The organism is Sphingomonas sp. LR55 (assembly GCF_036856015.1).
In the GTDB taxonomy this organism is placed as follows: Bacteria; Pseudomonadota; Alphaproteobacteria; order Sphingomonadales; family Sphingomonadaceae; genus Sphingomonas.
Genome location: NZ_JASPFO010000001.1, coordinates 741,221 through 754,540, shown reverse-complemented (window position 1 = coordinate 754,540; position 13,320 = coordinate 741,221). Strand labels below are relative to the sequence as shown.

Here is a 13,320-nt window from a genome sequence, read left to right as displayed (position 1 = left end):
CAGATCTTGATCCCAATCGATGTCGCACGATGCGCCCTCAGCAAAAATCAGAGTGTCTCCATGTTCGATACCCTTCGCCCGTTCCGGCGACCCGCTACGCTTTCCGCCCCGGCGATATTCGATGTGCCACGACGGGTCGCGCTGTTTTCCGGCAACTACAACTATCTTCGCGACGGCGCCAACCAGGCGCTGAACCGCTTGGTGGCGTATCTCGAACGCCGCGGCACCGACGTCCGGGTCTATTCGCCGACCTCGGATACGCCGGCGTTCGAGCCTGCGGGAACGCTCGTTTCTGTTCCGTCGGTGCGCATCCCGGGTCGCGGCGAGTATCGACTGGGCCTGGGATTGTCCGCTGAACTGCGTCGCGACGTGCAGGCATTCCGGCCCGATATCGTCCATGTGTCCGCTCCGGACTGGACCGGCGTCGCAGCACAGCGGCTCGCGAGGACGATCGATGTTCCGGTCGTTGCCAGCCTCCATACGCGGTTCGAGACCTATGCGCAGTTTTATGGCGCAGGGCTGATCCGGCCGGCGATGGAGCGACACCTCGATCGCTTCTACCGGAGCAGCGACATGATCCTCGTTCCGACCGCGCCAATTGCGGACGAATTCGCCGAGCAGGGCTTTGCCGACCGCACGCGCCTATGGGGGCGCGGCGTCGACCGCGACCAGTTCTCGGGCCGCCATCGCAATCTCGCCTGGCGGCGATCGCACGGCTTCCAGGACGACGACGTGGTCGTCCTCTTCTTCGGCCGCCTCGTTCGCGAGAAGGGCACCGCATTGTTCGCCGATATCGTCGACCGGATCACCACCTCGGGCGTCGCGATCCGGCCGCTGATCGTCGGCGACGGTCCCGAACGCCGCTGGCTCGCGAAGCGACTGGCGAATGCGCGGCTGACCGGCAGCCTGTCGGGCGACGAGCTCGGCCGCGCGGTCGCCAGCGCGGACATCTTCGTCAACCCGAGCATCACCGAAGCGTTCGGAAACGTCACGCTGGAGGCGATGGCGTCGGGCCTGCCCAGCGTGTGCGTCGACATCCCGAGCGGCCGCAACCTCCTGCGCAAGGGAACGGGCATGTTCTACGCCCCCGACGATATCGACGGCGCGGTCGCGGCCGTCCGCCGCCTCGCGGTCTTCTCCGATCTGCGGTCGACCATGGCGCGCGCCGCGCGTGCCGCGAGCGAAGAGTATAGCTGGGACAAGGCGTCGAAGATGGTCATGGACGCGTATCGCGCGCTCCTGAACCAGGAGCGTGGGGAGACCGTACCGACTGCCAGGCCGCTGACCCGGTCGATCTCGGGCTGACCACGGTGATCGCACGGTGGCGTGGTCCGGCATGGTCGGGGTTGCGTCGCGCTACCTCCTCGCGGTCGGTTCGTACCGGCGTTGCCGTGGTGGCGATGCTCGCGATCGTCGGCATCGCCGTGTCGGCGTTGTCGCACCTGCTGGACGGCGTCAATGGGAGCGACATCCGCACGGCCTTGTCGCGGATCAATTGGCCACGCCTGTTCGCCGCCGCTGTCGTGACCGCGATCAGCTACGGGGTACTGACCGGATATGACGTGGTCGCGCTGCGGATCGTCGGGAAGCGCGTCCGCTATACGCGCGCCGCACTCGCGTCGTTCACCAGCTATGTCTTCAGCCACAATTTTGGGTTCGCGCTGCTGACCGGCGGCACCGCGCGATTGCGGATCTACCAGCCGGCGGGCCTGACGATCGGCGAAGTAGCGCATATCATGGTTCTGACTGGCGTAACCTTCTGGTCCGGCGTCCTGCTATTGCTGGGGTTCGGACTGATCGTCCAGCCAGGGACGGTGGCTGTCGCCGGCGTAGCGCTGTCCTATCCAGTGCACGCTGCGATCGGCGGGTCGAGCTTTGCCATTCTCGCTGCGGTTCTGGTTGGACTGAAACGTCGCGCAGGACGGACGCTCGTCCTATTCGGCCGCTCCATACCGCTGCCCAGCGTGTCGCAGGCGCTCGCTCAGATCATGCTGGCGAGTGTCGACATCGTTTTGGCAGCCACCGCGTTGTTCGTGCTGCTGCGAGATGCGGAGGCAACGCTTTTTCCCGCCCTGCTGCTCGGGTATCTCGTCGCGATCGTCACCGGTCTCATTACGCACGCGCCCGGCGGGGTCGGCGTGTTCGAGGCGGTGATGCTCGTCAGCCTGCCCGATATCGACCGCGCAAGCCTGTTCGCCGCATTGCTCGCCTATCGCGTGGTCTATTACCTGATCCCGCTGGCGATCGGCATGCTGCTGTTCGGCATCCATGAGCTACGCGGCGCACGTGTAAGGTCCGCGTAAGTCGGAGACGCGATGAGGGCGTGTCCATCTGCTCGGTCTATCGGAACCCTCACATGTCCATTCGCGCCCTGTTCTGCGCATCGGTCGTCCTCGGCGTAGTCGTCGCCACTGGCGCGGACGCGCAATCGGCGATACCAACGTCAATTCCGGGCGCGACGTCCGCTGCGATCCCCGCCATTCCCGAACCGATGATCTTCGACATGGTGCGCCCGCTTGGCGCCCGTCGCGGCGAACTCGAAGTCAACGCGCTCGCGCAGGTCAATCTCAGCGGCCCCGGCCGGCATGTCGAATGGGCACCGGAAGTCGAATACGCCGTTGCCGACGGCTTCGCGGTCGAGATCGAACTGCCGTTCACCAATAGTCGCCCGACCGATTACAAGATCGGCCTGCAAGGCACATTCGGCACGTTCCGCGGCGGCCGCAGCATCCACGGTGTCCAGTATCTGGGACTCCACAACCGCCGTGACGGCGGCTGGTCGAGCAGCCTGTTGTACCTGCTCGGCAATCGCTTCGGCGAGCGACTGAGTACGATGACGATGGTCGGCGCGGGCGACGTGACGCTCAAGAGCACGAAGGGTACCGGGCTGATCGTCAATCACACGACGTTCTGGGACGTCGGTCCAGACACCGTGCTTGGCTTCGAAGTGAACCGCCAGACGGGGGCGAGCCGGTATTGGCTGCTGATGCCGCAGTTGCACCGCGCGATCGGGCAGAAGGTGTCGGCGCAGATCGGCGCGGGTACCGAACGGAGCGCGACTGGTCCGTTCCGCCCAAGGGTCGGCTTACGCGTCATTCGCGAGTTCTGACATCTGGCTGGTTTTACGAGCGCTGGCCCGGCCGGTTTCAGACTGCCGTTGGGTCCGGCGAGCCTTGAGCAGATCCTGTCGCGAGAGGATGCCGACAACCTGTCGCGTATCGCGCGCGACGATCGGCACGCGTCCGACACCGGATTCGACCATCATGTCGGCCACGACTCCGATCGGCGTATCGGGATACGCGACGAGCAGCGAAGCGTCCGACAAGGTCTCGGTCAGCGATACGTCGGTGCCCGGTTGCATAGTCCGCCAGCGCAACGCGTCGGTCCGCGACACGAGGCCAAGTATGCGACCCGCATCGTCGACGACCGGATAGCTCCGATGTTCGGCGCGATCCGCGAAAAAATCGCCGCGTCTGCGGTCGTCATCGAACCCGGCAGCGTCGCGGGCGCGCGTGACATCAACTGGTCCGCCTGCATCAGGTCGAGCGGATCGACGCTATATTCCTGCAGGATATGCCGGCCGCGGCGTGCGATCTTCTCGGTCAGGATCGACCGCCGCATCAGCAATACGCTGACCGCATAGGCCGCCGCTGCCGCTGCAATGGTCAGCGGCAAGGCATCGAAATGCCGCGTCAGTTCGGCCGCGAACAGCGCCCCGGTGATCGGCGCCCGCATCGCCCCGCTCATGATCCCGGCCATGCCAATCATCGCCCAGAACCCAGGACCGCCGGGCAGGACCTGCCCGGTCAGCGCGCCCGCGGCGCCACCAAGGATCAGCAACGGCGCGAGGATGCCGCCCGACGTTCCCGATCCCAGGGCAACCAGCCAGACGACCGCCTTTACGACCAGCAGCGCGAGGATGACACGCACCGCGAGGGACCCGTCGAGTAGCGCCTGGATATTGGGATAGCCGGCCCCCAGGACATGCGCGTCGACCAGTCCGCCAAGTCCGACGACGACCCCGCCGATTGCAGGCCACCACATCCAATGCACCGGCAGGCGATGAAACGCGTCCTCAACCGCATACAGCGCGACCGACAGCGCCGCTGCCAGCACGCCGGTGACGAGGCCTACTCCTGCGGCCATCGCGAGCGGCCAGGCGCCGGACGGGGTCGTGCTCGGGAACGGGAACATCGCACCGCCGTCGAGCAGCACCGGCCGCCACGCGAACGCGACCAGGACGGCGACCACGACCGGTACGAAACTGCGCGGCTTCCATTCGAACAGCAGCACCTCGATCGCCAGCAGGATTGCCGCGAGCGGAGTTCCGAAGATCGCGGTCATGCCCGCCGCCGCGCCCGCGACGAGCAGTGTCTTGCGCTCGGCGGCACTCATGTGGAAGCGTTGCGCGAACAGCGATCCGATCGACCCGCCGGTCATGATGATCGGCCCTTCCGCCCCGAACGGCCCGCCACTGCCGATAGATACCGCGGCGGATAGCGGCTTGAGCAGAGCGACCTTGGCCGACATCCGGCTTTCGCCGAACAGGATCGTCTCGATCGCCTCGGGTATGCCATGCCCCCGGATCTTGTCGGAGCCGTAGCGCGCCATCAGGCCGATGATGAGACCGCCAATAACGGGAATGGCGACCATCCACGGCCCGACGAGCGTGTCGACGATTGCGGCTGACCGCGTGGAAAGTCGACCGAACCAGAAGAGGTTGGTCGCGAGCGCGATGAGTTTGATGAGCATCCATGCCGCAAGCGCCCCGCCGGTCCCGACGACGATCGCCATCGCCGCCAGCATCAGCATCCGCCGGTCGGCGCTATGGTCCGCGAGCTGGTGGTTTTCGATTGCTCGTACCGCTGCGATCATGATGAGAGTCTTTCGCCTCCGAGGAAGGCAGGCTATTATATCGTAGTGCGATATATATCAACACGGGCAGATTGCGATGAGTGATACGGACGCATTGAATGACGCCGATTACCAGGCACTGGCGGATTTTCGCCATGCGCTGCGGCTGTTCACGACCTTCAGTGAGACTGCGGCGGCGGCGGCTGGGCTTGCGCCGCAACAGCATCAGGCGCTGCTCGCGATCCGGGCCGCGCCGGTCGACGACATCACGATCGGCTATGTCGCGACGCGGCTCGTCCTCAAGCCGCACAGTGCCTCGGGACTGATCGACCGGTTGGAGGCGTCGAACCTCGTCGTCCGCTATAATTCCGATGGCGACAAGCGCCGCTCGCTCCTGCGCCTGACACCCGAGGGAGAAACCATGCTCGCGGGCCTGTCGTCGGTCCACCGCGACGAGATCGCCCGCCTCCGCCCCATGCTTACGGAGATGCTCGATCGATTTGGGTGAAACATCGATATCGGCCGGGAAGGTTCTGTCGTAACGCGATCTAAAATGCCAGGTAACGCAAACGCGGATGGCTGGCTGTTGCGCAAAGAAGCGCTGGGTAACGAGGGGGAATTCGAACGATGGTGACCGGTAGGCGGGGTCTTTGGGCCTTCGTGGTCGGCTGTATCGCGGTGACGATCGGGGTCGCGCTTCATCTGCCGATGTTCCTGATGGCCCGCAGCATGGGCTACCGGATGGCCGGCATGCCGATGGACGTCGGCATGCTGATCGGCATGGCGCTGATCGTCGGCGGGACCGGCCTCGCCGCCTATGGGTTGCTGCCGGGCGATGCGATGCGGTTGCGGCGGCAATTGACGCATATGACCGTCACCGGGCTGCAGGATGCACCGTTGCGCGCATCGCACTGGGTCATGATGGGCGCACTGATCGTGGCGTTGGTGATCGACGTCATGAAGCCCGCCGCGCTTGGCTTCACCCTGTCGGGCATGACGAGCGAATATGGCGTGTCGCGTGCCACCGCCTCGCTGGTGCCGTTTGCAGCGCTGTCGGGGACGGTCGCGGGATCGATCCTGTGGGGCTTCGTTGCGGACATATACGGGCGCAAGGCGTCGATCCTGCTCTCGGCGGTGATGTTCGTCGGCACGTCGATCTGCGGCGCGATGCCGAGCCTCGCCTGGAACATCGCCATGTGTTTCATGATGGGCGCGGCCGCCGGCGGGATGCTGCCGGTCACCTATGCGCTGCTTGCGGAGATGATGCCGAACCGACACCGCGGCTGGAGCCTCGTGCTCATCGGCGGCCTGGGCGCGGCGGGAGGCTATTTCGCTGCCAGTGGCCTGTCGGCGCTCCTCCAACCGATCTTCGGCTGGAGGATCCTGTGGCTGGCCAATCTGCCGACCGGACTGCTGCTGATCCTTCTTGGTCGGCTGATACCGGAATCGCCACGGTTCCTGGTCGTTCAGGGGCGCACGCACGAGGCGGAGATGGTGCTCGCGCGCTTCGGTGGCGGGCGCGTGACGAGGCAGGACGCGCTGTCGAATGATGGGGCGGACGTTGCGGCACGGCCGACCCTGCGCAACGCTGGAGCACTCGTCGCCTTCAGCATCGCCGCGCTGGCCTGGGGCTGCGCGAATTTCGGCCTATTGCTGTGGCTGCCCGCCGACCTCGTCGCTCGCGGTTATAGCGTCGGCGTGGCTAGCGGACTGCTCGCCAAGGCCTCGCTGATCGCGGTCCCCACGATCTTCGTCGCGGCGCTGCTCTACAGCCGCTGGAGCAGCAAGGGTGCGCTCGTCGCGGCCATCGCGATGCTCGCCTTGGGACTCATCGGAGTATTGTGGGTCGAGCGGCAGTCCGGCATCGTCAGCCCCGTACTGCCGGTCGCCGCACTGATCGTCGGCGTGAACGCCATCATCGCCATCTTGTTGCCCTACGTCGCTGAGAGCTTCCCGGCGCGCATTCGGGGGCGCGCCACGGGATGGGTGGCGGCCTGTTCCAAAGCCGGTGGCCTGGGCGCACAAGGGCTCGCGATCGCGGGCGCGGTCCCGCCGCTGGCGACGGTAGCGGGCTTAGTTCTGGTACCGACGGCCGCCTCTCTCGTGCTCGTGGCGTGGCTGGGTCGCGAAACGAAAGGACGAGATGTCGACGTTATCTAGTCAGCGATCTAAATGTACAATTCGCTGCGTGAAGCAAATGACGGCGTCTGACGACCTCAGACTTAACCAGCGCATTCGTGGTTAGCGTCTTCGAACTGCCAAACCTAAAACCGGGTTATACCAACTACAGAGACCCATAACCGGTCATTCCCGGCCTGCCTGCGACTGCTCTACTTCGGCCGTTCGTTCATATAGGCGGAGAAGCGGTTCCAGCTGCCCCCCTGTAAGCAGCTACGTCATTTCAAAGCCCAATCGCTAACCGCAGCGTGATCGTCCGCGGACGCACGGGCACGGTCTGCATCGTGCTGCCGAGAGTAAAGGGTTGCCGAAGCCGAAGCTGTTGCCACGGCTGTCGAGCAGATTGGTGACGTCGACCGACCAGCGCCGTGCGCCCATATCGATCGAGCTACCGGCATCGATCGTCGCATAGCGGCCTGCCGGACGGTCCAGCAACGGATCGAAGCTCAGTCGGGTCCGACCGATATAACGAGCGGCTGCATAGACTTGAGCAGGCAGCCCGCGCACGTCAAAGTTTCTCGAGGCAGCGAGCCTCGCAGATATATCAGGTACTACGGGCAGCCGGCGATCATCGTCATCGACCGTTGCAACCGACGAGGTTGAGGTCAGGCGCGCGCGCTGCAGCGTCATGCTAAAGTCGATTGCGACCGGCGCTAGGTCCAGCCGGCCCCCTAGTTCGAGCCCGTAATTGTTCGCGTTACCCGCATCGACCGTCCCGAGCAGGCCGTCCGCGCCAACGGTATCGCTGCGCAAATGCTCCCAGACCGAGCCGAAGACTGCTCCGTGTAGCGCTAGAACATCCCCGCCCACGCGGATCCGCCACCCCAGTTCGAGGCTCTGCAACTCGTCGCCGGGGATGCGGCGGTCGGCGATCGGCGCGGTGCGACTGACGCCCGCCGGACGGACCGCGCTAGCATAGCGCAGCCACACGAGACCGAGATCGTCGCGATGCCAGCTGAGTGTCGCGCTGGGCGTGACGCCGACCCGCGCCGCGCGTTCGCGTTCGGGGTCGACCTGTTCGAGATGGCTGATGGTCGAAAACGCGCGCAGACCAAACTTGAAATCGAGCGTCTGCGTCAATTGCTGGGTGCCCTCGGCGAACACAGCGGCGTCGATCACATCTTCTTCGTCGCGCCGCGCGGTCACCGCAGGGGATCCGCCGGTGGAGAAGTACCGGCCGTCGAGTCGGCTGGTCGAATGCAGGATCGTCGCACCGACGATCCACGGATGGCGCGCGGTCAGATCGCTGACGCGGATCTCTTGCGACAGGAGTTGCGCCGAGCGATCCTCAATATAGGCCAGCGGCGCCGTCAGGCCGAGCGAGGACGCCAACACGCTGGCATCATAGGTACTGCCAAATTCTTGGTCGACGAATGCGGTCGTCGCCTGTGCGTCGAGCTTGCCGATCGGCCCCTGGAGGGTGAGCGTTGCCGCAGTGAAGTCATTGTCCTGCGGCTCGGCGATCCGGGTCGCGCGCGACAGGCCATCGGTCGCATATTGGCTGTCGCGCGCATCGATCCGCTGCGCGATGCCGCCAAGCGTCGCGTGCCAGTCGCCGAACGCCCAGCGCAACGCCGCCCGACCGCCGATCCGGCGTGTCCGATTGACGTCTCGGCGGTTGCGCCCGATGTCGTCGATCCAGCCGGGCATCGTCTCGCTCCAGCCAGAGGCGCGCAGGGCCAGCGTGCCGGGCAGGATCGGCACGTTGACGATGCCTTCGACCGCACCGCCGAGCGAACCGTTGGCGACGCCCGTTCCCTCGATTGCGGCGCTACCGGTGATGCGATCGAGATCGGGCGCGACCGTGACGATGCGGACGACGCCGCCCAGCGCACCGGTGCCGTACAGCGTACCCTGCGGACCACGCAGCACCTCGACACGGTCGACATCAACGAGCCGCAGATCGGGATCGGGCGCGGCATAGCCGATCCGCACGTCGTCGAGATACAGGCTGACCAGCGACTGGCTTGTGCCGTTGAATGCGCTGTCGGCGACCCCGCGCAGGAAGATGCGGTCGCGACCGGGCCCCAGATTGGTGGAGAACGCGCTGTCGGTGCTTGCCATCACGTCGACCAGCCCACGCCGCCCGGCCAGACGGTCGAGCACCTGCCCGCCCGCAATGCTGATTGAGGCGGGTAGATCGGAGAGGCGTTCGTCGCGCTTGCTGGCGGTGACGATGATGTCACCGCTGGCGAGGTCGGGCGGCGGCGCGCGGCGCCGAGGCGGACGCGAGGGACTCCGCGGAACCGCCTCTATCCGCCACGTGGTCGCGTCGACCCTGACGGCACGCAGCCCGCTGCGGGCAAGCATCTGCCGCAATGCATCGCCGACATCACGCGCGCGATCGATGCGCCGGACACGCAGGTCGGGAAGCGATCCCGCCATCCCGATCGATATGCCGCTCTGCCGTGCGAGAGCGTCGAGCGCCGATCGCAGCGTACCGGCCGCGATCGTCAGCCCCGGCCGCCCGCCCTTAGCTTCGACCTGCTCAGCGTGAGCCGGCGGCGTCCAGATACACCACGCCGCCGTCGCGACGAGCGCGTATCGGCAGCACCGCGCGAAGCTGATCGACGAGCCGTGATCCATCACCAATCGTCAATACCCCGGAAAAACGCAGGTTCGCCGCGGACGGATCGACCATCAGCGGGGCGTCGGCATACCGCGATATGTCGGCCGCAACCAGCGCCAGCGGTGCGCCATCGTAATCGAGTCGTCCATCGGTCCAGTCCGAGACGCGTGCAGGATCGACGGTGCGGCGCTCGGCGATCTGCTTCGACGGCGTGATGTCCAGGCTTTGTCCGGCGTGCAGCATCGTCGTGTCCACCGATGACCCGCCGATCGGCGTGACGTCAACCGCACCCTCCGCGACGGTGACCGCTACGCGCCCGCGCGCTAACGACGTCGAACCGCGTGCCGATATCGCGTATTTCATAACCGCCGGCGCGCACTATCAGCAGGCGCGAGGGGTCATGGCGCACCGCGAAACTCGCCGCCCCGTCCGCAATCTCGATCACTGGGCTCGTCCCGCCGCTGACCGACACGCGAGACCCGCGGTCGATCTGCATGCGGCTGCCATCGGCGAGCGTAACCGCTTGGGTTTCGCCGCGACCGGTCGTGTAAAGCTGTCCCGCCGTATCGGCCGACGGGACGGCGAGCAGCACCGCGAGGCCTGCCGCAAGCGCGCCGCCACTGCCGAGCGCAGCCCAACGCCAGCGCGGCGATCGTGTCGGCGCGGGCGTCTCGGCGACCATGTCGTCGTTCGCGGGCATCGCAGCTGCAATCGCGGGCGCGGCCTCGCCGATCTCGGCGTCGAGCAGCGCGATGCTGTCATAGGCGCGGCGATGCGACGGGTCGGCGTCGAGCCAGGCGCCGAACGCCTCCCAGTCCATCTCCGGCGAATCAAGGCAGGCGTGCCAGGACGCCGCGTCGTCGATCGCCGTGCGTATGTCCGTCATGCCGCCCTCCTTTCCCCGCCCGAATGATAGACGCCGCCGCGCATCGCGCACCGCAGTTGCTTGCCTCGATCAATCATCGAGCGCCTTTCTGAGGTGCCGGAGCGCGACCGCGACGTGTTTTTCCACCGCGCTACGGGATATGCCCAGTTCGGCGGCGATCTCCGAATGCGAGGCGCCATCGATGCGGTGCCGTCGGAAAACACGCATCGCGCCTTCGGGCGGCCCCGACAGAGCAGCGACGAGCCGGTCGAGCCGCTCACGCCCCATGGCCGCGTCGAAAGCGGAGGGCGCATCGTCGATCGCCTCCGCGGCCATGACCGACGTCGTCACCTCGACATAGCCCGCGTCGCGTCGGCGGCGCCGCTCGCCGGCCCGTACCCGGTCAAGCACGATGTTCATGCCGACGCGGTGCAGATAGGCGAGCGGGTTCGCGATCGGGCCCGTCATGGGCTCGGCGATGTGCAGCCATATTTCCTGCACCACGTCTTCGGCCTCCGCGACGCTTCCCGTTCGTCCGGTGAAGAACCGGACGAGTTGCGGGCGGTTCGCCGTGAGCACCGCGGACAAGCCGGCGGGCGGGATCGGATCGGCGTCGGCTACGACATGGCTCCGCGTTTCAGGCGCCGAGCCTGGCATTCACCTTGGCGAGCAATCGTTGCACGTCATCCCGGCGCCCGGCATTGGCAATCTCGTGGCATACTGCCCTCGTCCGAACAGGAAGTCGCCTTCGAAATATTTGAAAACGATATCACGCCGCCCGCCGGTCGAACGGTCCGGCGGATCATTGCGTTGCCGGACGGCGCGCGGCTGCGTGGAGAGCCGGCGGATATCGCGGTGTCGACGGCGTGCGCAAGGGCTGGCTGATGCACCGCGCCCATCGCAGTATCCGACCCGAACCGCACCTGATCCTGGCAAGACGCTGACGGCCGATCGCCAGCGTTTCAGGCCAGCAGGAGCAGAAGCGGCAACACTGCTCCCGCCACGAGAACGATCACCGACGTCCGGCGCATCGTCCGATTGGTGAGCGCGATGACGATGCCGAGGATCGCCGACGCCAGCAGCCCGATCGACATCAGCACGACGAAGATCTTCAGGGGCAGCGGCGAGATGCGTGCGAACGGTCGATCCTCCCCGCGCTTTGCGGGGCCGGACGGCGATCCCGACGACATCTCGGTGGAAGGTCCCGACGCCGCCCCGGCGCGCGGTGCCGACGGCGTTAAAGTGCGAGGCCCGCCGCGTTTCTCGCGCGGCAGCGACTGGTCCTTGTGCACGCTGGCCATCCAGACGATCCAGCCGGGCGGCGTGCCGCCATAGCCCTTCGCCTCCTGCAGGCGGAATGTCTGGAGCGCACCGCTCAGCGCGAACAATAAGATCGCGGGCGCGAAGAACATGCCCAAATAGAAATGATACTGGCGGATACGGCGCATCGTCTGGGCTTTCATCGCGGACTCCGGTGGCTGGCCTCGGCATAGGGCATGACGTTCATACCGCAGTGCCGACGAGATGCCCGATCCCGGCGGTCGCCGCCATCGCTGCCGCACCCCAGAGCAGCACGCGGACCGCAGGGCGGAACGGGCGGGCGCCCCCTGCCCTCGCGCCTACCACGCCGAGGATCGCAAGACAGACCAGCGTCGGGCCGATCACCACGACCAGCCGGTGCGGCGCCGGGGCGAGGGCCGCGACCGCGAGCGGCACGACCGCGCCGGTGACGAAGCTGATCGCCGAGGCGAACGCCGCCTGGACCGGGCGCGCCATGACGATTTCGGAGATGCCGAGCTCATCACGCGCGTGGGCGCCGATCGCGTCATGCGCCATCAACTGCTCCGCGACCTGATGCGCGAGCGTCGGATCAAGCCCGCGCCCTACATAGATCTGCGCCAGTTCGTCATGCTCGTGCGCCCAGTCGCTGGCGAGTTCGGCATGTTCGCGCGCAAGGTCGGCGGCTTCGCTATCCGCCTGCGAACTGACCGAGACATATTCGCCCGCCGCCATCGACATCGCGCCCGCAACCATCGCTGCCGACCCCGCGACAATCACCGCGCCGGTGGTCGCACCCGACGCGGCGACGCCCGCGATCAGGCTTGCGGTCGAGACGATCCCGTCGTTCGCGCCGAGCACCGCCGCGCGCAACCAGCCGGTCCGCGAGACGAGATGGCGTTCGCTATGGACGCTCATGGCAACTTCCTAATGGTTTCCTCTAGCGTCGCGACGGTAACGCCCAACTTGCGGACGATGAGATGGTTCTGCGCCACCTGCCCATCGGACGACAGCCTCAGCCACTGATCGACGCGCATGCCGCCCTTCATCGAAAAGCCGAGGTGCAGCCGATTGCCCTCGACCTCCCCAGTTACCGGGCCGGAGGCGTCGGTCAGCGTGCCCTTATAACGGCCGTTGCCGAGCGGCCGGATCCGCCACTGCCGATCGCGTGCGGGCTTACCCTGCTGTTCGATGTGCTGGTCGAGCAGCAGGATCCCGTCGGCGTCGACACGACCGATGCTGATCACGTGCGTCGTGATCGGCGCGTGCAGCACGATCTTGAGCGTGCCGACGCCATCGAGGCGGCCTGCGAAGAAACGCTCTGCGACGAAGCGCGGCGCGGCACCGGAGGTGTTGGCTACGGGTGGAGCGCCCGCACAGGCCGAGACGAGCACGGCGAACGCTATCGCGACGGCTGGCCTCGAGGTCAAGAACGGCATCATCGCAGGGGCTTTCGGCAGGAGCGCGGTGTGGTCGAACGGCACGATTGCAACGTCCGATACTATGCTCAGTGCCAATATCTAAGCTATCGACGACCCTTGCGCCACCACCCGTTCCCTAAACTCAAGTTCATGGG

At 66.4% G+C, this 13,320-nt stretch carries 12 protein-coding genes and 1 pseudogene; 5 read left to right on the top strand and 8 right to left on the bottom strand.

The window, feature by feature from the left end; genetic code table 11:
- Window positions 1-60 precede the first annotated feature (60 nt).
- The 3 genes from QP181_RS03695 to QP181_RS03685 are packed head-to-tail and all read left to right on the top strand — an operon-like array spanning window position 61 to window position 3,109.
- Window positions 61-1,305, top strand: a complete 1,245-nt coding sequence (locus tag QP181_RS03695) for a glycosyltransferase family 4 protein (protein ID WP_333927631.1) — start codon at window positions 61-63, stop codon at window positions 1,303-1,305.
- 5 nt (window positions 1,306-1,310) lie between these two features.
- Window positions 1,311-2,303 carry a lysylphosphatidylglycerol synthase domain-containing protein gene (locus QP181_RS03690; RefSeq protein ID WP_333927630.1) on the top strand — a complete coding sequence of 331 codons (993 nt, stop codon included), beginning with the start codon at window positions 1,311-1,313 and terminating at the stop codon, window positions 2,301-2,303.
- Between the two features lie 53 nt (window positions 2,304-2,356).
- Window positions 2,357-3,109, top strand: coding sequence for a hypothetical protein (locus tag QP181_RS03685; RefSeq protein WP_197983150.1), 753 nt, complete (start codon window positions 2,357-2,359; stop codon window positions 3,107-3,109).
- Here QP181_RS03685 and QP181_RS03680 read toward each other — a convergent pair.
- A pseudogene (locus QP181_RS03680) lies at window positions 3,086-4,878 on the bottom strand (chloride channel protein). The gene QP181_RS03685 and the pseudogene QP181_RS03680 overlap by 24 nt on opposite strands.
- Before the next feature lie 73 nt (window positions 4,879-4,951).
- Between QP181_RS03680 and QP181_RS03675 the strand changes: the two are divergent.
- Window positions 4,952-5,362 carry a MarR family winged helix-turn-helix transcriptional regulator gene (locus QP181_RS03675; protein WP_056059962.1) on the top strand — a complete coding sequence of 137 codons (411 nt, stop codon included), beginning with the start codon at window positions 4,952-4,954 and terminating at the stop codon, window positions 5,360-5,362.
- 152 nt (window positions 5,363-5,514) lie between these two features.
- Window positions 5,515-7,014: an MFS transporter gene (locus QP181_RS03670; RefSeq protein ID WP_333927629.1), complete on the top strand. Its 1,500-nt coding sequence runs from the start codon at window positions 5,515-5,517 to the stop codon at window positions 7,012-7,014.
- Window positions 7,015-7,269: 255 nt separating this feature from the next.
- Here the strand turns inward: QP181_RS03670 and QP181_RS03665 are convergent, their stop codons facing one another.
- The 7 genes from QP181_RS03665 to QP181_RS03635 all read right to left on the bottom strand — a co-directional run bounded on the left by QP181_RS03665 (window position 7,270) and on the right by QP181_RS03635 (window position 13,228).
- The gene (locus QP181_RS03665) at window positions 7,270-9,618 is read right to left on the bottom strand and encodes a TonB-dependent receptor (protein WP_333927628.1); all 2,349 of its coding nucleotides are present in this window, start codon (window positions 9,616-9,618) and stop codon (window positions 7,270-7,272) included.
- Window positions 9,521-9,856, bottom strand: a complete 336-nt coding sequence (locus QP181_RS03660; RefSeq protein ID WP_333927627.1) for a FecR family protein — start codon at window positions 9,854-9,856, stop codon at window positions 9,521-9,523. The genes QP181_RS03665 and QP181_RS03660 overlap by 98 nt, the downstream gene beginning before the upstream one ends.
- A gap of 25 nt (window positions 9,857-9,881) precedes the next feature.
- On the bottom strand, window positions 9,882-10,487 hold the full coding sequence (locus tag QP181_RS03655; protein ID WP_333927626.1) for a FecR family protein: 606 nt from the start codon (window positions 10,485-10,487) through the stop codon (window positions 9,882-9,884).
- Between the two features lie 69 nt (window positions 10,488-10,556).
- The gene (locus QP181_RS03650) at window positions 10,557-11,045 is read right to left on the bottom strand and encodes an RNA polymerase sigma factor (protein ID WP_333929539.1); all 489 of its coding nucleotides are present in this window, start codon (window positions 11,043-11,045) and stop codon (window positions 10,557-10,559) included.
- Window positions 11,046-11,428: 383 nt separating this feature from the next.
- Entirely contained in the window at window positions 11,429-11,914 is a 486-nt protein-coding gene (locus QP181_RS03645) for a hypothetical protein (protein WP_333927625.1), read from the bottom strand.
- Between the two features lie 55 nt (window positions 11,915-11,969).
- Window positions 11,970-12,662, bottom strand: coding sequence for a VIT1/CCC1 transporter family protein (locus QP181_RS03640; protein ID WP_333927624.1), 693 nt, complete (start codon window positions 12,660-12,662; stop codon window positions 11,970-11,972).
- Complete coding sequence (locus QP181_RS03635) at window positions 12,659-13,228, bottom strand: DUF3833 family protein (RefSeq protein ID WP_333927623.1); 570 nt, start codon at window positions 13,226-13,228, stop codon at window positions 12,659-12,661. Before QP181_RS03635 ends, QP181_RS03640 begins: the two co-directional genes overlap by 4 nt.
- Window positions 13,229-13,320 lie beyond the last annotated feature (92 nt).

Coding starts and splice junctions, on each gene's coding strand:
- QP181_RS03640 (WP_333927624.1), bottom strand. CDS start 12,662: ATGAGCGTCCATAGCGAACGCCATCTCGTCTCGCGGACCGGCTGGTTG.
- QP181_RS03675 (WP_056059962.1), top strand. CDS start 4,952: ATGAGTGATACGGACGCATTGAATGACGCCGATTACCAGGCACTGGCG.
- QP181_RS03695 (WP_333927631.1), top strand. CDS start 61: ATGTTCGATACCCTTCGCCCGTTCCGGCGACCCGCTACGCTTTCCGCC.
- QP181_RS03685 (WP_197983150.1), top strand. CDS start 2,357: ATGTCCATTCGCGCCCTGTTCTGCGCATCGGTCGTCCTCGGCGTAGTC.
- QP181_RS03645 (WP_333927625.1), bottom strand. CDS start 11,914: ATGCGCCGTATCCGCCAGTATCATTTCTATTTGGGCATGTTCTTCGCG.
- QP181_RS03655 (WP_333927626.1), bottom strand. CDS start 10,487: ATGACGGACATACGCACGGCGATCGACGACGCGGCGTCCTGGCACGCC.
- QP181_RS03665 (WP_333927628.1), bottom strand. CDS start 9,618: ATGGATCACGGCTCGTCGATCAGCTTCGCGCGGTGCTGCCGATACGCG.